Genomic DNA, 20858 nt, shown 5'->3' with positions numbered 1-20858 from the left:
GAAATTGCAATGGAATCGGCGGTTTCCCGAACTGCGGGCTTTCTGATACAGGCAGACGAATAGACAAATGCGAACCATAGTTTTTTATTTCTAAAAAACTATTTACAACACCGATTTTTTATATTAGAATTATATAAATTCAGTATTGGAATAAAGATAAAAGAGGAGAGCATTATGCGTAATAAAATTATTTCAATGCTTTGTATCGTTTGCTTAACAATGATGCTTACAGCCTGTTCGGTAAGCGGTTCAGCTACTACTTCGGCTAGAACTGTCGTGCCATCTTCCTTAGAAAATATTCCTTCATCCAAGAATACTAAGGTGGTTGTGGAAAAAGGAGACTCTTATTATGATCCTCAGTCACTCGAAGAAGTGGAGAATTTATCTGAATTTATTGTAAAAGGACATCTTCTTGATGACGCAAGGCAAAAATTGTATAGTCCTGAATCAGGAGTTGTAGTCTATGGCGTTACAGTCTCCTCGTTGGAAATTTCTAAAGTTTATAAAGGAAAGTTAAATGCAGGCGAAACGATACCAATTGCAGAAAAGTATTATACGTTAGACGAAAACGGAGAAACTACCCGTTATGAACTTGGCTATGCACCTTCAAATCCTGGCACAGAATATATTTTCTTTCTAAATAAAGCTATTGACAGCAATGAATTTATGCGAGGATTCTATTCTCCCATGGTGAAAGAAACAGGCAGATATCCAGTACTCAGGACAAAAGACAGCGGTTATTCCCGTTTAAATCTCATGTCGGAAAATGAATTGAATCTTGTCCAGGAAAATCCGGAAACCTATAAAAGAATTTATCAACAGGTTATAGATAAGTATCTACAGTAATTGAAAATTTGAAAAGAACCCAGGTTGTTCATTTGGCCGGTCAAAAAAACAAAAGGCAGATCAAGCGAAAGCGAGATCTGCCTTTTGTTTTTCGGCTGGGGCGACACCGCCGCCTTTTAGCCTTAAAGGTTTAATTGTTTCCATTTTCGAAGGGATGCCGCTTTTACGCGCGGAGAAACCGTTACGGTTTCCCTGTGTTTCCGTCATTTCTCTGAAAGCTTTTCCAGCTTTTTTCGGTTGCTGATCGTAACCCCGCCGCGGAACAGCGTGACCATGCCCTCGCTTTGAAAATATTTGAGCATGCGGGTGACCACCTCGCGCGCGGAACCCAGATGGTTCGCGATCGTTTCCTGTGTGATATGGAGCGTGTCGGAACCGTCCACGGCGGACTGTTCCAAAAGGAAGTTCGCAAGCCTTCGGTCGAAGCTTGTAAAAAGAACCTGTTCCATAATCCACATCACGTCGGAAAAGCGGGAGGAAATCAACTGGTTCGTAAAACTGGATACCGCGAGCGCGCTCTCGTTCAGCTCATTGTAAACCGCAGTCGGAATCAGCAGTACGCGGCTTTCGCATTCCGCCTCGATATAGATGTCGAAGGTGATGTTTTTCAGCATGCAGGCCGCCGAAAAAATGCAGATATCCCGCTCGAACAAGCGATAGATGGTGATCTCCTTGCCGGTTTCGGAAAGGATATAGGCGCGAAGGTGCCCGGTTTTCACAAGGATTAACCCTAAGCAGTCCTGTGAACCGTCGTGCAGGCTCTGCCCTTTTTTAACGGTGAACGCAGAAGCTGAGTTTTCCAGCCGTTCTTTTTGATTTTGCGTAAGAGAGCCCCAGAAAGGGAGAACCTCTCTCATAAATTCCAGTTCCGTTTGTGCGATCGCCATATAGCCGCCTCCCTTTTCCATATGCTTTTTCAGCATATGCCAATTATCCTTATTATACTACAATATCGGGTACCGAAAAAGTACAGCAGGCAGATATTTTACAAAGCCGGTTTGTCCGCGGCAAAACAAAGCCCCGCGCCAAGCGGCGCGGGGCTTCAGGAGGACAATCAATTTTAAAGCATCCCCAGAATGGATTGTTTGCTGCGGGAACCGACGGCGGTATTCGCGACTTTTCCGTTTTTCATCACGATGAGCGTAGGAATGCTCATTACGCCGAACTGAGCGGCAAGCTCCGGCTGCTCATCCACATTGACTTTGCCGACCTTTATATTCGGAGTTTCCTCCGCAATTTCGTCCACAATGGGAGAAACCATGCGGCAGGGGCCGCACCACGGCGCCCAGAAGTCAATAAGAACGGGCTTATCGGACTGAACGGCTTCCTGTGTAAAATTATCTTTTGTTAATGTTAATACAGACATCTTTCTTCTCCTTTTCTGATATGGAATTGGTATTTGTTTTTCTTTATTGTATTATACGGAATCGCGTTTTTATTTTCCGTGACGTAATCACAGACGGACGCGCAGCGTCTTTCGCCGTTTTCTGCGCCGCACAGCGGCGCTCCTCCACGGAAAATGTTTTGGAAAGCTTTTGCCCGCCGATGCTTCTTTGAAGGGGTTACAGAAGAAATACTTTGCGGATTTCAGTGATATACAAAAACACATCTATTTTTTTACGGCGCTTTTCTGCCTGCGGTAATATTGAATGGCGCTGGTGGCGGCTTTTGCGCCGTCGTAAACCGCTTTGGAAATCTGGAGCATTCCGCCGGTGCAGTCGCCCGCCGCGTACAGCCCGGGGATGCTGGTCTGCATGTTTTCGTCCACCACGATGCGGCCGCCGTCGGTTTCGGCGCCCATGGTGCGGGCGAAACTCCCGCTGGAGGCAACGCCCTGCGCAACGAATATGCCGGAAACGGGCAGCGTGGTGCCGTCTTTAAATTGAACGATTTCCAAAACCTTTTCGCCGCGCAGACTGGCTATCTCGCGTTTGTCGACCGGGATTTCGGCGGGAAACGCGGCGGTCGGTTCATGGCCGTTGGTCAATACCGTAACCGAACCGGCAACGGGAAGAAGCTCCTTCGCTTCATGCAGGGCGTAGTTTCCGTCCCCCAGCACGGCGACGTGCTTTCCCCTGTAAAAGAATGCGTCGCAAACGGCGCAGTAGCTGACGCCCTTTCCCTCGAATTCGCGCAGACCTTCAATTTTAGGCGCCCTGCGCGCCGCGCCTGTAGCTAAAATAACGATGGGCGCTTTATATTCATTCGTTTTTGTCTGAACCGTAAAGCTGCCGTCGTAGGTGATTCCCACAACTTCGTCCTCAACGGTGGAAACGCCGAGCCGGGAAGCCTGATCCAGACCGTTGCGGACAAGCTGTTCGCCGGAAATCGGCTCGGGAAAGCCGTAGTAATTTTCAATTTCACCCGCTTTGGAAAGCGCTCCGCTGTCCCGCCCGATTACCAGCGTTTCCAGTCCGGCGCGCGCCGTATACGCCGCCGAAGAAATTCCGGCGGGGCCGTTTCCCAGAATAATAACATCGGACATTTTTTAACACCTCTTTGCCATTCTGAAATTATTATATGCCGAAGTCCGGCAATATTCCGTGATAACATCACCAAATCTTCCCTTCTGTGATTTTGTCACGGAATTTGGATTTCTTTCATGATATCATAAATTCAGAAAAGAGAACACTCTGTTTTTGCTGTTCTTTTAAAAATTTTTAAATAGAGATATTGAAAGGCGGAAAAGAATATGAAGGTATTGATCGTAGGCGGCGTTGCTGGCGGCGCAAGCGCGGCGGCAAGGCTTCGCAGACAAAGCGAAGACGCCAAGATTATTCTGTTTGAAAAAGGCGAATACATTTCCTACGCAAACTGCGGCTTACCTTATTATATAGGCGGGACGATCCGGGAGAAGGAGCGGCTGATTGTAACGACGCCGCAGCTCCTGCGCGACCGGTTCCGCATTGACGTGCGTACGAAGAGCGAGGTTGTAAAGATTGACCGTGAAAAAAAGATGGTCACGGTGCAGAACCATGCCGACGGTACGACGTATGAGGAAAGCTACGATAAACTGATCCTGTCCCCGGGCGCGCAGCCGAAACGCCCGCCCCTGCCGGGAATCGACAGCGAGGGGATTTTCACCCTGCGCACGGTTCCCGACACATACCGGATTGACGAGTACATCCGGGAAACAAAGGCGAAAAGCGCGGTTGTGGTCGGCGCGGGATTCATCGGCGTGGAAATGGCCGAAAACCTGAAAAAGCGCGGGCTCGACGTGACCATTGTAGAATTTCTGGATCAGGCCATTGCTTCGCTCGACCCGGAAATGGCGGCGATCCTGCACCGGCATCTGCGGGAAAACGGAGTTCGTCTGCTGTTCGGCACAGGCGTGCAGGGCTTCGAAAAGGCGGGGAATTTAAAAGTAAAGCTGACCGGAGATAAAGAAATTTGCGCCGATCTGGTGCTTTTGAGCATCGGCGTTGCGCCGGACAGCCGTCTTGCAAAGGACGCCGGGCTGGAACTGGGCGTCGGCGGAAGCATTAAGGTGAGCGATACCCTCCAGACCTCCGACCCGGACATTTACGCCGTGGGCGACGCCGTCTGCGTGCGCCAGCTCGTAACCGGCGGCGATACGCTGATTCCGCTCGCCGGGCCGGCAAACCGTCAGGGCCGCCTTGCGGGGGAAAATGTTCTGGGAAGAACCGAAAAGGACAGCGGCGTGCAGGGCAGCTCGATCTTGAAAGTGTTTGAAATGACCGCGGCTTCCACGGGCATGAACGAGAAACAGTTGAAAGCACAGAAAATTCCGTATCAGAAGACGTACATCCATCCGGCGGACCATGCGACCTATTATCCGGATTCCTCGCAGATGAGCATGAAACTGCTGTTTGCGCCGGACGGAAAGATTCTGGGCGCGCAGGCGGTCGGCTTCGACGGCGTGGATAAACGCATGGATGTGCTTGCGACCGCGCTGCGCCTTGGCGGCACGGTGTATGATCTGGAAAAGCTGGAGCTTTGCTACGCGCCGCCCTATTCCTCCGCAAAAGACCCGGTCAATATGCTTGGCTTTACAGCGGCCAACATCCTACGCGGGGACGTAAAGGTGTTCCACTTCGACGAGGTCGATGCGCTCGACCGCGAAAAAATCAGCCTTGTGGACGTAAGAACCCCCGTGGAAATGCAGATGGGAACCATTGAAGGCGCAATCGGAATTCCGCTGGACGTCCTGCGCGACCGTATGCAGGAGCTGCCGAAGGAAAAGCCGGTCTATCTTTTCTGCCAGGTGGGCCTGCGCGGCTATGTCGCGGCGCGTATCCTGATGCAGAACGGCTATGACGTGAAAAACCTCAGCGGCGGCTACAAAACCTATATCACCGCAAAGGGCGACCGGGAACAGCCGACCGGAACGGACTGCATCGGCTGTAAAAAAGAGGCGGCCGAGCCGGTGAAATCCGCCTGCTGTCAGGATGTAAAAATGATCGAGGTGGATGCCTGCGGCTTACAGTGCCCGGGACCGATCATGAAGGTTTCGGAGGGAATCAAAAGCATCCGCGACGGCGAATGCCTGCAGGTTCGCGCAACCGACCCTGCCTTTGCTTCGGATATCCGCGTCTGGTGCGAAAGAACCGGAAATCTGCTTCTCGGCGTGGAACGCGAAGGAAACGCCTATCTTGTTAAAATCCAGAAGGGAGCCGTGGCGCCCGCCATTCCTGCCCAAAGCGGGAACGACAAAAGTATGATTGTGTTCAGCGGCGACCTCGACAAAGCGATTGCGGCGCTGATTATCGCCAACGGCGCGGCCTCCATGGGCAGGAAGGTAACCATGTTCTTCACCTTCTGGGGACTGAATATCCTTCGCAAAAACGAACGTGTAAGCGTAAAAAAGAACTTTATTGAGAAGATGTTCGGCAGGATGATGCCCCGCGGCAGCGAAAAGCTGGGGCTTTCCAGAATGAATATGCTCGGCATGGGGCCGAAAATGATCCGCAGCGTAATGAAGAGCAAAAACGTGACTTCGCTGGAGGACCTCCTCCGCTCTGCAATAGACAGCGGTGTGCGGATTGTCGCCTGCCAGATGTCCATGGACATTATGGGAATCAAGCCGGAGGAACTGATCGACGGGGTGGAAATCGCCGGAGTGGCGACTTTCCTCGGTTCCGCGGAACAGTCGGACACAAATCTGTTTATCTGATAACAGTATGCGGTTTGCTGCTATGCCGCACGGAGCGAAACTAGAATTCATAAATTGTAGCCGTCTATCAGACGGTTCAGATTGCAGACAAAGCGCCGTTTAGGGTTAAGCCCAAACGGCGCTTTTTGCGGTTGTTTTCAAAAAAAGAAAAACCCGAGGAAAAAATATCAATAAAAAATTGTTTTTGGTTCTGAGCCATTTTGTTGCTCCGGCAGACTTACAAATGCGCCTTGTATCGGTGAAGGAGCCTTCTTGTGCCGCTCTCCTTGGGAGGGCGGCACATTTGGTGACGCAGAAGTAATTCAATATATATTCTAAAAAAACAGGTATACAATTCCAAAATAATATGCTAATATATAATTATTTTAAGGAAAAGAAAAGGAGGGTGAAAAGTTGAGCGCCATAAAAGTAAATTTGGACGGGCTCGACTCCAGCGCTATACAAATCAGAACAGTCGCCTTGACATTGGGCGATTTAAAATCATCGATAAACAGCGTGTTCAGCAGTATAGACCCAAAAATAAAGCGCAGAAGAAATATTGGCGGGTCGATTGCAGATATTCAAAAAGAGATGGAAATGCTGTATACTGAAATGAACGAGTTGAGCGGGTTCATTTCTTCTTCAAAAAGTCAGTATGCCAATACGGAAGCACGGCTTTTCCAGATGTCAAGCGATTATACAAACCGGTTCCGCGCTATGCTTGCATCCGCAAATGCCGAAGAAAACTGGCTGGAGCGAATCGGATACGCTGTAATCGGTAACGCAAAAGGTTTGGAAAGTTTTCTGAAACAAGCCGGAGACCTTATTGTAAACGTTGGTTCTAAAGTTATAAGCGGCGTTGAAGGCGTGGCTGTATCGTGGCACGGCGGAATTATAACTTGTTTGACTTCCGGACAGGATTATACAAGCGCACAGAAAGGTATATATATTGCTAAGGATAATCAAGCGATTATATACAACGGAGAAACATATCCAATTGTTGTCCCGAATACAAAAGATACTTGCCAGATCGAAAAGTCATGGAAAACAGTATATGAGAAAAGATTGAACAAAATAGCTTTTGACTGGGCGGCTGCAACATTAGGGATAAATTTGCAGGGGATACCGAAAGAAGAGGTATGTGCAGGTAACCAACTTAATCATCATGTTGTTAGCGGTCAAGTTTCTAAAAGTGAAAAAAATGTAAGGAAGGCGGGTGCTTTTTCGGCAATATTAGGAATTGAAAGCTTTATAGACGCTGGTATTGATAAATCGGAAATAACTTTTATTTTCCAACAAAGCGGTTCTGATAAACGTGTACTAATACCAATTGGTTCTTATACGAATAGAAATAAATTTAATAACGTAGATTGCAATATACCCAACAGTATATATATTGCAAATGCCGGTTCTGCTGTTAATCAGGTAGCATATTCTAATGGCTTTGGAGAAATGTATGAAGCACTCACAAAGAAAAAGAGAGATCAACGTGATATCTTTGACGTTCAATTCACAATTGATAAGCAACATCAGGATACGCCTTATTATGCATATTTATCAATCAGCCCCAAGGGAGAATTAATAGAAAATCCTATTGTGTTTAGCAAAGATAAAGCAGTTCTGGGAAGAAGGCCGGACTTTTTCCGTTTGAACTTTGAGCCTCTAGTAGATATTACAGATAAAATGAGCACACCTTCTACCGTCCCTGCGATTTATAGCGAGATATTAAATAAAGCTCTTACGAAAGTGGGTAATAAGTAAATGAAAAAGAAAGTATTAAATATATTTTTAATTATAATTTTTTTTGTAATATCATATGGTGTGGTAGATTATATTTTTGATGGTTTAACGCAAGTTTCTTTTGAGGCGGCGTGGAATGGCGCAATTGAATGGAAAGCGGTTCTCTTTCATGGGCTTTACTTATTGGGATTAGTGTTTTTATATCAATGGACTGTTAATGAAAATTTTAAAAGATTATCATGGGGAATTGGAAAAGGATTAGGTTTCATTACTTGTGGGTTGGTAATCCGATTTATTTTGGATAAGGCCTTTGCAAATATTTTACAAATCGAATCTATAAGAGAAGGACTATTTGAAGATCACTATATCATGCTAATGTTTGAAATCTGCTTTATACTGATTGTATTTTCTTCGCTGTTTTTAATATTCGGTAAACGCAGAATTGTTTTTCAAAAAGTTACCATACTTTCCATTCCCATTTTAATTTGTATTGGTTTAATTCTGCTTTCCGCTGCGGCATATGCAATGAATGCATCCTATTACGGAAATGTTTACTATGCAGGCAAGGAATATACTGAGCTAACTGCTGAAGAGATGGAGAAAGTAAAGATTTATGTGCAAAGTGCAATGACGAATGTTAGTGGCGCAACGATTGGAATAATTTCACCATGTATATACATTCTATTTATAAAGTTGACACAGCCGAGGCGTGAGCCCGAAAGCTTGCAAAAACAGGGTTAAGATAATTTATTATTTAATTTGCTGAACCGGGATAGTGGATCAGAAATCAGGAAAAGCAAAAATTTTTAACGATCATTTTTCCAAGTTTCATCAGGAGGGGCAAGAGAAAAATGAACTGATATCTTCTTCTTGCTACTAGCTTATTGGATAACAGTATTCAATCGGAAAGTGACACATCGCTAAGGATATGAGCGAATATCCGGTATTTATCTATTCTCAAAGCATAGGAATACGCTTTGCCGCGCGAAGTTAGAATTTAAAAAATAGCCGTCTATCGGACGGCTATTTTTTAATTGCCAAAACTCGCCGAGACAAGCTATACACAAGCTATACAATTTTATGCGGCTTGTTTTTTTATGGCCGATAGCGTTCATGTTCGGAATACTTTCTAAAAAGGGCTTTTCCAAACCGAAATACAAGTGTATTATTATAGAATTGGCAAAGCGGTCTCCATCCTGAGAAGGAAACAGGAATACATTCGTAAATTTTTTACAGAATAAAAGGTTGCCGTGGCTTTCGGAGAACCAAAGAAGGGCGCGGGAACCGGACGTGATTTTTACAAAGGAGCTATAAAATGAGTATTCGAATCGGAATTATGGGCTATGGAAATTTGGGGCGCGGCGTTGAATATGCGATTCAGCAAAATCCGGATATGGAGCTTGCGGCAGTCTTTACCCGGCGCAACCCAAAAGATTTGAAAGTATTAACCGGGACAGCAAAGGTTTTTCCTGCGGAGGAAGCGGAGAAAATGAAAGATGAGATCGACGTAATGATTCTCTGCGGGGGAAGCGCAACAGACCTGCCCGAACAGTCTCCGAAATACGCGGAAATGTTTAATATTATCGATAGTTTTGATACGCATGCCGGAATTTCTCAGCATTTTGATGAGGTAGACTCCGCCGCCAGGAAAAGCGGCAAACTCGGCATTATCTCGGTTGGCTGGGACCCCGGCATGTTCTCGCTGAACAGGCTGTATGCCAACGCGATTCTGCCGAACGGAAAAGACGATACCTTTTGGGGCAAGGGCGTAAGTCAGGGGCATTCCGACGCGATCCGCAGAATAGAGGGTGTTAAGGATGCCATACAGTACACGATCCCAGTCGAAAGTGCGATTTCCGCGGTTCGCAGCGGGGAAATGCCAACGCTTTCCGCGCGCGAAAAGCATACCCGCGAATGCTTTGTTGTAGCCGAGGAAGGAGCGGACAAAGCAAAAATCGAGAGCGAAATAAAGAATATGCCCAACTATTTTGCAGATTACGACACAACCGTCCATTTCATTACGGAAGAGGAATTGAAGAAAAATTACAGCGGAATCCCGCACGGCGGTTTCGTTATAAGATGCGGAAAAACCGGGCGCAAGGAAGAGCATACCCATATTATAGAATATAACCTGAAGCTGGATTCCAATCCGGAGTTTACGGCTTCTGTTATCGTGGCTTATGCAAGAGCCGCATACCGGCTTCATCACGAAGGGCAAAGCGGCTGTAAAACGGTGTTTGACATTCCCCCGGCGTACTTGTCCCCCAAAACCGGAGCGGAGCTTCGCAAAACCTTATTATAATATTTTCGAAAATACCGAAAAGGTCTCATGCAGAAAGTTTAATTGAGGGAAAAATGGTTTTTTTAAACGGTCAAAGAAGATTCCTTTTTACGGAAAACGGGGAACCGGAAATGCACAAACAGAATAGGGTGTCTTAAAAGATAAAAGGCTGTCTGCTTTACGAAAGTAAAACAGGCAGCCTTTTGGGTTGCGTCTTTGCCGGCGGTCAGGATTTGCTGTGTTTGGTTGTATCGCTGTCGGAGGAATGATGCGTTTGATTTGTCTGAATCATTCCTTTGAATAAATCCATAAAGGTATCCAGATCTTTTTCATTCGTCATCCGGTAGGAAGCGTCCACGTCCAGCAGGTTTTCGAGCAGGAAACGGGCGCTCTTGCTCAGATCGAATTCTCCGTGAAAAATGGCCCACATCAGGCCCATGGAGTGAAGCACCTGATGCAGAAGCACAACCAGGACCCTTGGGTCGGACGTATTGTGGAACTGGCCGTTCTGCTGCCCTTTTTTAATAATGCTGATTTCCAGTTTGGAGATTTCCCGCATTTCGTCGCTGATATGGAAGGTGCCCACGTCATGCGTCAGATTCTTAATCAGGATCTGCCGGATGATGTGTACCCCGGTTGTTTTCGTGTAGTCAATATATTTATCAATAATCAGCCAGATCTGGTCGACGCAGTTGTCGGAAGTCAAAATGGCCGTCGCCTCGGCGGCGGTAAGGCTCCATGGAAAGCAGTAGAATTTTTTCAGCAGTTCGTCCTTTGATTTGTAGTAGTAATAAAAAGTATGTTTGTTGATTCCGCTGGCTTTGCAAATGTCGCTGAGGGTAACGGCTTCAAAGGATTTTTCGCGGAAAAGGCGCGTAGCGGTTTCTCGGATTAACCTTTTTGTATCGTTTTCGTTCCCTTCCGGCATTTTGCATTCTCCTTTCTGTTTTGAACCAATTTAAAGCTTCTATTATTACAATATAGTACCAAAGATCGCCAAAATAAATCAAGGGCAATTCTCACTAAATTTATTGAATTGCAACTGTGTTTTATCATTATTATACCAGTTGTAATTATTATGGTACCGTAGTACTATATAGAAAATTTGGCTTTATAGGAGGTGATGACCTCATGACAAGACTCATGAAATACTGCACGCCGTACGTCGCACATGTTTTGCTGGCGATCGCGCTTTTGTTCGGCCAGGCCTACTGCGACCTTTCCTTACCGGATTATATGTCGGATATTATTAATAACGGCATCGCCTCCGGAAATACCGGCGTTATCCTGAACGCGGGCGGGAAGATGCTGATTATCGCGCTGATCAGTGCGGCCTGCAGTGTTCTTGTCAGTCTTATTGCCGCGCGTGTGGCGGCAGGTGTGTGCCAGACGCTCCGTTTGGATCTGTTTGAGAAGATTGAAACGTTTTCGAACGCGGAATTTGACAAATTCTCGACTTCTTCTTTGATCACCCGTACCACCAACGATATTACACAGGTTCAGACGCTGATTGTCATGGTTATCCGCATGGTTTTTTACGCGCCGATTCTCGGTACCGGCGGCGTGATTCACGCGCTTTCCAAAAGCAGGTCTATGTCGTGGATTATCGCGCTGACGGTATTTTGTCTTTTGCTTTTGGTTTTATTTATGTTTGTGGTTGCACTGCCCAAGTTCCGCATGGTGCAGAACCTGATCGACCGGCTGAACCTGATCGTACGGGAAAATCTGGAGGGAATGCTGGTGATCCGGGCGTTCAGCACCCAGAATTTTGAGGAGCGGCGCTTCGACCGGGCAAATATGGATTTAACGGAAACGAACCTGTTCATTAACCGCATCATGTCGTTTATGATGCCGACCATGATGCTGATTCTGAACCTGACGACCGTGCTGGTTGTGTGGGTCGGCTCTTTGCAGGTTTCCGCGCTGCATTTGCAGGTGGGCGATATGCTGGCTTTTATGCAGTACGTGATGCAGATTATTTTCGCCTTTCTGATGATGGCGATGATGTTTATCATGATTCCCCGCGCGTCGGTTTCCGCCGAGCGAATTGCCGACGTGCTCGAAACGAATCCGTCCATTGTGAACCCGGAAAACCCGAAAACTCCGGAACCGTGCCGCGGCCTTGTCCGCTTTGAGCATGTTTCCTTCCGGTATCCGGCCGCGGAGGAGGACGTCCTGCACGACATCGATTTTACAGCCGCCCCGGGGCAGACGACGGCGTTTATCGGCTCGACCGGTTCCGGAAAATCCACGGTGGTAAACCTGCTGCCGCGTTTTTACGACCCGATGGGCGGAAGGGTTACCCTTGACGGCGTGGATATCCGCGAATTCGACCTTCACTTGCTGCGAAAGCAGATTGGATATGTTCCGCAGAAGGGAATGCTGTTTTCCGGCACGATTCAGAGCAACCTGGCCTATGCCGACCCGGAAACCGCCACACCGGAGGAAATTTCCGAGGCGGCGCAGATTGCGCAGGCCATGGAATTTATTGAAACCAAGCCCGACCGGTTTGAAACGGAAATCGCGCAGGGCGGCTCCAATGTCTCCGGCGGGCAGAAACAGCGGCTCTCCATTGCGCGCGCGCTGGTGAAAAAGCCGCAGATTTACATATTTGACGACAGCTTTTCCGCGCTCGACTTTAAGACCGACGCAAAGCTCCGCGCGGCGCTGCACGAGAAAACCGGCTGGGCGACCACTTTGATTGTCGCGCAGCGTATTTCCAGCATTATGTACGCCGACCAGATTATCGTTCTGGACAACGGCCGGATTGCGGGGAAGGGAACTCACAGGGAGCTGATGGAGAACTGCGAAGTATACCGGGAAATCGCACTGTCCCAGCTTAGTAAGGAGGAGCTTGCATGAGTGAAAAAAAACAGGCTCCCCGCCATATGGGCGGATTCGGCCCCGGCCATATGGGCGGTTCGGGTGAAAAAGCGAAGGATTTTAACCGGACCATGTTGAAGCTTTTTCATTACGCCGACGAATACCATACGCAGATTATCGCCGTCTTCATTCTGGCCGCGGCTTCCTCCGCGTTTTCCATCCTTGGGCCGAAGATGATGGGCAAGGTAACCACCAAGCTCTTCGAAGGCCTGATCGCCTACGCGCTGGGAACCGGCCTGCTGACGGATTTTAAATATATCGGGAGCCACATCCTTCTTTTGATCGGACTCTACCTTTTATCCGCTTTGTTTGCCTATGTACAGGGATACATCATGTCCGGCGTATCCATGAAAATTACCTACCGGCTTCGCAAGGACATAACGGAGAAGATCAACCGGATGCCGCTTCGCTATTTTGATTCGCGTACCCACGGCGAAGTGCTTTCCCTTGTTACCAACGACGTCGATACCATCTCGCAGACGCTGAACCAGTCGCTCACCCAGCTCATCACTTCCGCCGCGACGATTCTCGGCGTACTCGTCATGATGCTGTCCATCTCATGGATTATGACGCTCGTTACGTTCCTGATTCTTCCGCTTACGGGGGTTCTGCTGGGGGGGATTATGAAGCCCGCGCAGAAGCAGTTCCGCCAGCAGCAGGAATATCTCGGCCATATCAACGGGCAGGTGGAGGAAAACTTTTCCGGCCATAACGTGGTTCAGGTTTTCAACGGCGAAGCGAAAGCGGTGGAAACTTTTAAGAAATACAACGGCAAATTGTTTGAATCCGCGTGGATTTCCCAGTTTTTAACCGGTATGATGATGCCGATCATGACGTTTGTGGGGAATCTGGGCTACGTGGTTGTCTGTATCCTCGGCGGGTACCTTGCGGTGAAAAAGGCCATTACGGTCGGCGACGTGCAGGCGTTTGTCCAGTATGTCCGCCAGTTCACCCAGCCGATTGCGCAGATCGCCAATATCATGAACACCCTTCAGTCCACCGCCGCCGCCGCGGAACGCGTCTTTGCGTTTCTGGCGGAGGAGGAGCAGACTCCCGAAACCGAAACGCCGGTTTCCCCCGAAACGGTGCAGGGAATTGTGGAATTTCAGCATGTCCGGTTCGGCTATACCGAGGATAAAATCATCATCCATGACTTTTCCTCCAAAATCCGCGCGGGGCAGTCCATTGCCATCGTCGGCCCGACCGGCGCGGGCAAGTCGACCATTATTAAAGTGCTCATGCGTTTTTACGAGCTGAACAGCGGCGATATCCGGATCGACGGGCATTCCATCCGGGATTACACCCGGGAAGGGCTGCGAAGCATGTTCGGCATGGTGCTTCAGGACACCTGGCTGTATAACGCGAGCATCCTGGAAAATATCCGCTACGGCTCGTTCGATAAAACGGATGAACAGGTGATTGCGGCAGCAAAGGCGGCGCACTGCGACGAGTTTATCCGCGCGCTGCCGGACGGTTACCATATGATTTTGAACGAAGAGGCAAGCAATATTTCACAGGGGCAGAAACAGCTCCTGACCATTGCGCGAACCGTGCTGTCCGACCCGAAAATCCTGATTCTCGACGAGGCGACCAGCTCGGTTGACACCCGTACCGAGGTAATGATTCAGAAGGCAATGGATTCGCTGATGAAAAACCGCACCAGCTTTGTTATTGCCCACCGGCTGTCCACCATCCGCGGCGCGGACTTGATTCTTGTCATGAAGGACGGGGATATCGTGGAGCAGGGCAATCACGAAGAACTGCTTGCAAAAGGCGGCTTTTACGCCGACCTGTATCAGTCTCAGTTTGAAAACGGAGACGAAGACGAGACAGGATAAAACTTTTTCCCGTCAGACAATCTTAGATTGAAGGAAAAGAGGTACATATATGAAAAAGTTCAAGAAAATAGGAATCATCCTGCTTTTCGTCCTGGTTATCGGCGGCGGCGTTGGCGGATTCTACTATTTTTCGGTAAACTCCAATCTTCTGAAAACCGACAATGCGAAGGTAACGGCAAAAATGTACACCGTAACCGGAACGTCCGCAACGAGGCTTCTGGAATGGGACGTTGCAAAGGGGGACTTTGTGGTGAAAAATCAGGTTCTCGGCAGGCAGGAAACCCTGCCCAACATCACTTCCCCGATTAACGGCACGGTGGTGAAAAGCGACGCCATTGCCGGCCAGCCCGCGGGCCCGGCTTCCCAGCTTGCCGTCATCGCGGACACCGACGATATGTATATCGGCGTGAATATCGAGGAAACCGAAATTACGAAAGTGGCGCTGGGGCAGAAGGTGGACGTCACCATCGACGCGTACGGGAACCATGTGTTTTCCGGAAGGGTTACGGAAATCGACACCGCCACGCAGACTTATTTTACAAACGGCCTGACCAGCTTTTCCACCAGCGGGGACTATACCAAGGTAAAACAACTGATTCCGGTAAAAGTCGTCATCGACAACCCGGATGAACTGCCCCTGCTGTACGGCATGAACTGCGAAGTTGCCATTCATCTGCATTGATAGGGAGGGAAAGAACAATGAAAAAAGGAATTTCCATCATCCTATGCGCGGCGATGCTTCTCACGTTCCTGACGGCGTGCGGCTCAAAGGACGACCGGCTCAGCGTAACAACCGCAAAGGTGAAAAGCACGGACGCGCTGGCCAGCGCCGATTACAACGGCGTGATCCACTCGGCAAAATCCATGGCGGTTATTTCCACCGTTTCCGCTAAAGTGGTTTCCGTAAATGTTAAAATGGGGCAAACGGTAAAAGCGGGCGACGTGCTGATGCAGCTCGATACTTCCGATGCCCAGCTCGCGCTGAAGCAGGCGCAGGCGGGGCTCGACACCGCGAATGCGAACGCGCAGAAAATCGGTTCCGCGGGAAGCAAACAGGCGGCGCAGCAGGCAAGCCAGGCGTTTTCCGCCGCGCAGAATGAAGTGCGCGACTCCGCCGCCAATTACAATCTGGTAAAAAAGCAGTACGACCAGAATCAGCTGACTGCCCCGGCGCAGGCGGCTTACGACAGGGCAAAGAGCGACTATGAAAAAACAAAACTGATGGTGTCTACCGGAGCGGCAAGCCAGTACGATTTAAAAAATGCGCAGAATGCGCTGAACAGCGCGGGCGCGCAATTGGAAAGCGCCAAGGCCGCCGCGCAAAATACGCTGAACGCGGCGGATACCCGCAGAAAGAATGCGCAGAACGCTTTCAATACCGCGCAGGTGAACTATAATCTCACCATGCAGGCGATTAATCCGGAGAACGAAGCCGCGGCGAAAGCGGGTGTGGATTCCGCGTCGGCGGCCGTCCAGATCGCGCAGAAGCGCATCAGCGATTCCACGGTGAAAGCGCCGATGGACGGAACGGTGGGCGCGGTGAACGTGAAGGAGGGCGACCTCGCCGCACCGCAGGCTCCGGCCTTCCAGATCGTCGGAAACTCCGTAATGGAAGTGGCCGTGAACGTGACGGAATCCATGGTCCGGAAGCTTTCCGTCGGGCAAAAGGCTTCCGTGTTCCTTGCGGCGACCGGTGCGCAGGTGGACGGGACGGTTACGGAAATCACGTCCATGGCATCCCCGCAAAGCGGGATGTTCCCGGTGAAACTTTCCATTGCAAACACCCAGAACCTGAAAGACGGCATGCAGGCAAGCGTGCATTTCTCCGACACCGGCAGCGCCGGAACCGTTCTGGTCCCAAGCCGTTCCGTTCTGAACCGCGACGGAAAATCCATTGTTTTTGCGGCGCGCAGCGGAAAAGCCGCGCAGGTGGAGGTAACGGTTGGGGAGACGCAGGGCGCGTATGTGGAGGTAAAAGGCCTTGGCAGCGGCGATGAAGTCATCGTTCAGGGCGTCAATAAGGCGAAAGACGGTGTGAATCTGCACATCGTATCGAATACAAACGGATAAAGGAGGAGTTTTTATGAAAAAGCGTTTTTTATCCTGTCTTCTGCTGTTCAGCCTGCTTCTCGGCGTCTGTGCCCCCGCGGCTTTCGCGGCGGATGCGTGGGACGTTAAAAATGTCAGCTACGACGACATTGCGGATTTGGTGGAGGACTGTGTGAATTTCACCGACGCGGTCGGCGAATTGCAGTCCGCGTCCGGCTCGCTCAGCGCTTACGCCGCAACGCTGACAAACCAGTTAAGTACATTGCAGCCCGGAAGCCCGGAGTACCAGTCGGTTTCGAATCGGCTTACCCTCGTAAAGGCCGGTCTTGCGGAGATCGGCGCGTCCATCGGCATCCTTAAGCAGTCCATGGGCGGCAAGGACAACCCGCACGATGCGACCGTGATTGCCGCGAAAACCCTGTTTATCTCCTGCAACAGCCTTCGCGACCAGATCAACGAGATGAGCCGGAAGCAGACGGTTTTCGATGAAAACCTGAGCAACATTCAGCAGCTGCACGACGGCGGCTACATCAGCGATTTACAGCTCGAACAGACCAAGGCGCAGGGCGATTCCCTTCAGGCCGGTATCCAGACCATGCAGACCCAGTTCGCCGCGCTCAGGCGCAGCTTCAACACCATGCTGGGAAGGGACTATAACCACTCCCTTGACATGCATTCCCTGCCGTTTGCCCGTCTGAACGACGTCGGAAAAATCAAGTTCAGCGACGACCTAGCGGACGCCCTTGCAAACTATTCCGGGGATACCTCCGGTTCCGCCTATAAAAATCCGGATTACAACGATGAGAAGGGAAGCTTTGCCGCTTCGTTCCGGAAACTGTACGACGCCGTAAACGACAAAAACAACCTTCTTACCGTGGAACAGAAGGCAATGGCGGTGGAGCAGAAGAGCTTCGACGCTTCCAAAAAGCAGTATGACGCCGGGCTGATTTCCAGGCTTGCTTTCGTCAGCGCGCAGGATCAGTTCGATACCGAAACCGTGAAGGTAAAAGCGGCGCAGATTGCCCTTTTCTCCGCCTACGAGAAATACCAGTGGGCGATTCAGTACGGCATCATCAGCGACAACTAGTTTTTACATAAAGAGGAAAACAGGGCAGAACCCGGAGAAAGGAACCGGATTTCTGCCCTGTTTTTTTAATGAAAGGAACCTGCGGTGTTATGAAAAAAGATTTACTCTTATGGAAATGTGGGGTATTTGAAATGAATTCAATCTGTGCTTAGCCCTTAATCACGGCGCCTTCCTTCATAATAACCTGCATGTTGTCCACCTGAATCGCGCGGATATTTTCCAGCGGATTTCCGTTAAGAACAAGCAGATCGGCGAATTTGCCCTCTTCCAGCGTACCGGTGACATCCCCGACGTTTAGCATTTCCGCGCCGACTTTGGTGGCCGCCAGAATGGTATCCATTTCGGAAATCTGTGCTTTTTCCACGAAGGAGTACATTTCGCCGATCGCGGTTGTGCCGTAAGGGGTAAGGCTGGAGCAGAAGGAGTCGGAACCGATGGTCAGGCCGATGCCCTTTGCTTTCGCTTTGCGCAGATTGGCGTACACGCGGTTCAGCTCTTTCTCGGCGACCGTGTCCCCGGGGAACTTGTCGTGGACTTCCGGAATATACGGCGGGGCATAGGTCTTGAACCATTCGTTCAGGAACTGAATCGTCGGGCAGAAGTAGATTCCTTTCTGCGCCATGATGTCCAGGCATTCGTCGTTCAGGGCCTGTCCGTGGATAATCAGGTGTACGCCCGCTTTGGCGGAATCCAGAGCGCCGCCGTAGCCTTCGGCATGGGACCATACCGGAATGCCGACCATGTTGCATTCGTCAACAACGGCCTGAATTTCCTCAAGAGTGTAGTGCTGATCGAGCTTTTTATCCCAGCGCCAGACGCCGCCGCCCGTGGACCAGATTTTAATCGCGTCCGGGTTTTCGCGAAGACGCCTGCGAACGGCTTTGCGCAGTTCCCAGGGGCCGTCCACGCGCTCCGCCCAGGGATGGGATTCTTCGTTGTACCAAAGGGGAAGCCGGTGGCTGTCGCCGTGGCCGCAGGTGCGTGCAAAGCCAAGGCCGGTGCCGACTACGCGGGGGCCGGTCATAACGCCCGCTTCAATCATGTTGCGGATGTGCAGGCCGGAACGGGAGATTTCACCAACCGTTGTCAGGCCGTGCTCCAGGCATTCATGCGCCTGCTGAACGGCAACGACGGTCTTTTGAATCGGGTCTTCCAGTACCCAGTCGCTGTCGTCGTCCGTCAGGTTGCCGGAAAAGTGCAGGTGGCTGTCGATCAGGCCCGGCATAATGGTTTTTCCGGTAATATCCCGAACCTCATAGCCCGAGCCGAACTCTTTCTTCGGGCCGGCGTACTCGATTTTTTTGCCGTCAATCAGCACCAGAGAATCTTTAACCGCCTCCCTGCCGGTGCCGTCGATCAGAAGACCGCCTGTAAACGCTGTTTTTTTACTCATAATTGATTCCTCCTATATCATGATTCTGTGTTAAGAATGACACACGAAAATTAAGCCCTCGCCTTTTTCTTTCCGGACAGGATGCTGAGCAGCAGTCCGATGGCAAGCCAGCCGAAAACGATGACCCATTCCACCGGCTTTAAAGCCGCGGGGCTTGCGGGGACAACCAGCAGCCCGATGATAATCGAGCCTGCCGCGCAGGCGGCGCCAATGCCGATTTTTCCGCCGGGTACTTTGTAGGGGCGGTTCAGATTGGGTTCGGTTCTGCGCATCTTCAGGCATGCGAAGCTGACCATTGTACAGGAAAAGATGAAAGCCAGTGCGGAAACGTTGGTCAGCGGAACAAGCATTTTTTTGCCGAGGAAGGGGCCCGCCAGCGTCAGAACGGACATCAGGATATTCGCGGTGATCGGGGTTCCCTTTTTCGGGTCGAGCCGGGAAAAGGTTTCCGGAAGCTGGCCTTTCCGGCCCATGGCAAGCATAATACGGGTTGTAGCGCCGTAGAACGAGTTCATGGGACCCATCGGGCCCATGGTCGCGATGCAGAGCATAACCACATACAGAACAATGTTGATGTTTTTCAGGCAGGCCAGCGCCGGAACGGAGCTTTTTACAAATTCGGTCCAAGGGATGATGGAACCGAAGGAATAGATACAGATGATGTAAAATCCGCCGGAAGCAAGGAGCGCAAGGCTGATGATCCTGCCGAATTTATGCCAGTCCAGTCCTTCGGCGGCTTCTTCGGCCTGCTGAGGGATGGTGTCGAATCCGGCGTAGAAGAACGGGGTCATTACCAGCACGCTGACGATTCCCGCAAAAAGGCCGGTTGCTTCGGTGCTGGACGCGGGGCCGGTCACCTTGCTGAAAAGCGGCTGGATATTCTGGGGGCCGCCCTTAAAAAGGGAGATTCCCATTGCCAGCACCATGCCGGCCAGCAGCGCTTTGGTTAAAAAAGCCTGGAGCTTTGCCGCCGAGGACGCGCCTTTGAAATTCAGGCGGATCACATAGACCGCGAAGCAAAGCGAAATAAGGGTCGGGAACAGATAGACGTCCGCGCCGAGAATCGTATAAAGCTTGACGCTGCGGAGAACGGGAAAGAAGTCGCCGAATTTTTCGGAAACCAGCGTGGAAATCGCGATTGCCTCCCACGGGCAAAGGATTCCGTTTCCCAGCGCCAGAAGCCAGCCGGTGTAGTAGGAAACTTTCGAACCGTAGGTTCGGTCCACATATTCCACAATCCCGCCCGAAATCGGAATCGCCGCGGTGAGTTCGCCGAATACCGCGCCGATCGGCAGAAGAAACACCGCGCCGACCGCAAACGCGATGATCGCCGCTGTGGGGCCTCCTCCAATGATCATCCAGTCGCCTACCAGCAGAACCCACCCGGTTCCGATGATCGCGCCGAAGCCGATGGTGAAGTAGTTCCACAGGGAAAGCGTTTTTTTCATCCCATTGCTTCCATTGTTTTCGGCAGGTATTTTTTCCGCTGAATGGTTTGACATGAGAATATCCTCCTCGATAAAATTTGTATAACAAACGGATTTTTGGAACCCGCATGTCTGTCCGCACAGGGGAATCCGGGTTAAATGCTGCACAGAAGATTCTGTTTATAATCGTCATTTTGCAGC

Annotated in this window: 16 protein-coding genes; 10 read left to right on the top strand and 6 right to left on the bottom strand. The window is 50.2% G+C overall.

Annotated features, from left to right (window positions below):
- The first annotated feature begins 174 nt into the window (after positions 1-174).
- Positions 175-846, top strand: coding sequence for a hypothetical protein (locus OUY18_RS04965; protein ID WP_268057628.1), 672 nt, complete (start codon positions 175-177; stop codon positions 844-846).
- 203 nt (positions 847-1049) lie between these two features.
- Here the strand turns inward: OUY18_RS04965 and OUY18_RS04960 are convergent, their stop codons facing one another.
- From OUY18_RS04960 to OUY18_RS04950, 3 genes are all read right to left on the bottom strand, one after another.
- Entirely contained in the window at positions 1050-1733 is a 684-nt protein-coding gene (locus tag OUY18_RS04960; protein WP_268057627.1) for a Crp/Fnr family transcriptional regulator, read from the bottom strand.
- A 173-nt stretch (positions 1734-1906) separates the two neighbouring features.
- Positions 1907-2239 (bottom strand): thioredoxin, encoded by a 333-nt coding sequence (gene trxA, locus OUY18_RS04955; RefSeq protein ID WP_326492980.1) that lies wholly within the window; start codon positions 2237-2239, stop codon positions 1907-1909.
- 216 nt (positions 2240-2455) lie between these two features.
- Positions 2456-3331, bottom strand: a complete 876-nt coding sequence (locus OUY18_RS04950) for an NAD(P)/FAD-dependent oxidoreductase (RefSeq protein ID WP_268057625.1) — start codon at positions 3329-3331, stop codon at positions 2456-2458.
- A gap of 207 nt (positions 3332-3538) precedes the next feature.
- On the opposite strand from OUY18_RS04950, the gene OUY18_RS04945 reads away from it, so the two are divergent.
- From OUY18_RS04945 to OUY18_RS04930, 4 genes are all read left to right on the top strand, one after another.
- The gene (locus tag OUY18_RS04945; RefSeq protein WP_268057624.1) at positions 3539-5980 is read left to right on the top strand and encodes a DsrE/DsrF/DrsH-like family protein; all 2442 of its coding nucleotides are present in this window, start codon (positions 3539-3541) and stop codon (positions 5978-5980) included.
- A gap of 393 nt (positions 5981-6373) precedes the next feature.
- Entirely contained in the window at positions 6374-7720 is a 1347-nt protein-coding gene (locus OUY18_RS04940) for a hypothetical protein (RefSeq protein WP_268057623.1), read from the top strand.
- A complete protein-coding gene (locus tag OUY18_RS04935; RefSeq protein WP_268057622.1) occupies positions 7721-8440 on the top strand; it encodes a hypothetical protein in 720 nt (239 codons plus the stop codon).
- 574 nt (positions 8441-9014) lie between these two features.
- Positions 9015-10001, top strand: a complete 987-nt coding sequence (locus OUY18_RS04930; protein WP_268057621.1) for a diaminopimelate dehydrogenase — start codon at positions 9015-9017, stop codon at positions 9999-10001.
- A 205-nt stretch (positions 10002-10206) separates the two neighbouring features.
- Here OUY18_RS04930 and OUY18_RS04925 read toward each other — a convergent pair whose 3' ends face one another.
- Positions 10207-10908, bottom strand: coding sequence for a TetR/AcrR family transcriptional regulator (locus tag OUY18_RS04925; protein WP_268057620.1), 702 nt, complete (start codon positions 10906-10908; stop codon positions 10207-10209).
- Positions 10909-11111: 203 nt separating this feature from the next.
- On the opposite strand from OUY18_RS04925, the gene OUY18_RS04920 reads away from it, so the two are divergent.
- From OUY18_RS04920 to OUY18_RS04900, 5 genes are read left to right on the top strand one after another with little or no spacing between them, the layout of a single operon-like run.
- A complete protein-coding gene (locus tag OUY18_RS04920; protein ID WP_268057619.1) occupies positions 11112-12842 on the top strand; it encodes an ABC transporter ATP-binding protein in 1731 nt (576 codons plus the stop codon).
- The gene (locus OUY18_RS04915) at positions 12839-14701 is read left to right on the top strand and encodes an ABC transporter ATP-binding protein (protein WP_268057618.1); all 1863 of its coding nucleotides are present in this window, start codon (positions 12839-12841) and stop codon (positions 14699-14701) included. The genes OUY18_RS04920 and OUY18_RS04915 overlap by 4 nt, the downstream gene beginning before the upstream one ends.
- 49 nt (positions 14702-14750) lie before the next feature.
- Complete coding sequence (locus OUY18_RS04910; RefSeq protein WP_268057617.1) at positions 14751-15383, top strand: HlyD family secretion protein; 633 nt, start codon at positions 14751-14753, stop codon at positions 15381-15383.
- 17 nt (positions 15384-15400) lie between these two features.
- Entirely contained in the window at positions 15401-16771 is a 1371-nt protein-coding gene (locus tag OUY18_RS04905; RefSeq protein ID WP_268057616.1) for an efflux RND transporter periplasmic adaptor subunit, read from the top strand.
- Positions 16772-16784: 13 nt separating this feature from the next.
- The gene (locus OUY18_RS04900; protein ID WP_268057615.1) at positions 16785-17837 is read left to right on the top strand and encodes a hypothetical protein; all 1053 of its coding nucleotides are present in this window, start codon (positions 16785-16787) and stop codon (positions 17835-17837) included.
- Positions 17838-17985: 148 nt separating this feature from the next.
- Here OUY18_RS04900 and OUY18_RS04895 read toward each other — a convergent pair whose 3' ends face one another.
- Entirely contained in the window at positions 17986-19230 is a 1245-nt protein-coding gene (locus OUY18_RS04895) for a metal-dependent hydrolase family protein (RefSeq protein WP_268057614.1), read from the bottom strand.
- Positions 19231-19280: 50 nt separating this feature from the next.
- On the bottom strand, positions 19281-20732 hold the full coding sequence (locus tag OUY18_RS04890; protein WP_268057613.1) for an APC family permease: 1452 nt from the start codon (positions 20730-20732) through the stop codon (positions 19281-19283).
- Positions 20733-20858 lie beyond the last annotated feature (126 nt).

This window comes from Caproiciproducens galactitolivorans (assembly GCF_026672255.1).
GTDB lineage: Bacteria > Bacillota > Clostridia > Oscillospirales > Acutalibacteraceae > Caproiciproducens > Caproiciproducens galactitolivorans_A.
Note: the sequence above shows the minus strand (reverse complement) of the source record. Positions and strands in the feature narration are given on the sequence as shown.

Coding starts and splice junctions, on each gene's coding strand:
- OUY18_RS04890 (WP_268057613.1), bottom strand. CDS start 20,732: ATGTCAAACCATTCAGCGGAAAAAATACCTGCCGAAAACAATGGAAGC.
- OUY18_RS04965 (WP_268057628.1), top strand. CDS start 175: ATGCGTAATAAAATTATTTCAATGCTTTGTATCGTTTGCTTAACAATG.
- OUY18_RS04895 (WP_268057614.1), bottom strand. CDS start 19,230: ATGAGTAAAAAAACAGCGTTTACAGGCGGTCTTCTGATCGACGGCACC.
- OUY18_RS04930 (WP_268057621.1), top strand. CDS start 9,015: ATGAGTATTCGAATCGGAATTATGGGCTATGGAAATTTGGGGCGCGGC.
- OUY18_RS04920 (WP_268057619.1), top strand. CDS start 11,112: ATGACAAGACTCATGAAATACTGCACGCCGTACGTCGCACATGTTTTG.
- OUY18_RS04925 (WP_268057620.1), bottom strand. CDS start 10,908: ATGCCGGAAGGGAACGAAAACGATACAAAAAGGTTAATCCGAGAAACC.
- OUY18_RS04910 (WP_268057617.1), top strand. CDS start 14,751: ATGAAAAAGTTCAAGAAAATAGGAATCATCCTGCTTTTCGTCCTGGTT.
- OUY18_RS04915 (WP_268057618.1), top strand. CDS start 12,839: ATGAGTGAAAAAAAACAGGCTCCCCGCCATATGGGCGGATTCGGCCCC.
- OUY18_RS04900 (WP_268057615.1), top strand. CDS start 16,785: ATGAAAAAGCGTTTTTTATCCTGTCTTCTGCTGTTCAGCCTGCTTCTC.
- OUY18_RS04935 (WP_268057622.1), top strand. CDS start 7,721: ATGAAAAAGAAAGTATTAAATATATTTTTAATTATAATTTTTTTTGTA.
- OUY18_RS04950 (WP_268057625.1), bottom strand. CDS start 3,331: ATGTCCGATGTTATTATTCTGGGAAACGGCCCCGCCGGAATTTCTTCG.
- OUY18_RS04945 (WP_268057624.1), top strand. CDS start 3,539: ATGAAGGTATTGATCGTAGGCGGCGTTGCTGGCGGCGCAAGCGCGGCG.
- OUY18_RS04960 (WP_268057627.1), bottom strand. CDS start 1,733: ATGGCGATCGCACAAACGGAACTGGAATTTATGAGAGAGGTTCTCCCT.
- OUY18_RS04905 (WP_268057616.1), top strand. CDS start 15,401: ATGAAAAAAGGAATTTCCATCATCCTATGCGCGGCGATGCTTCTCACG.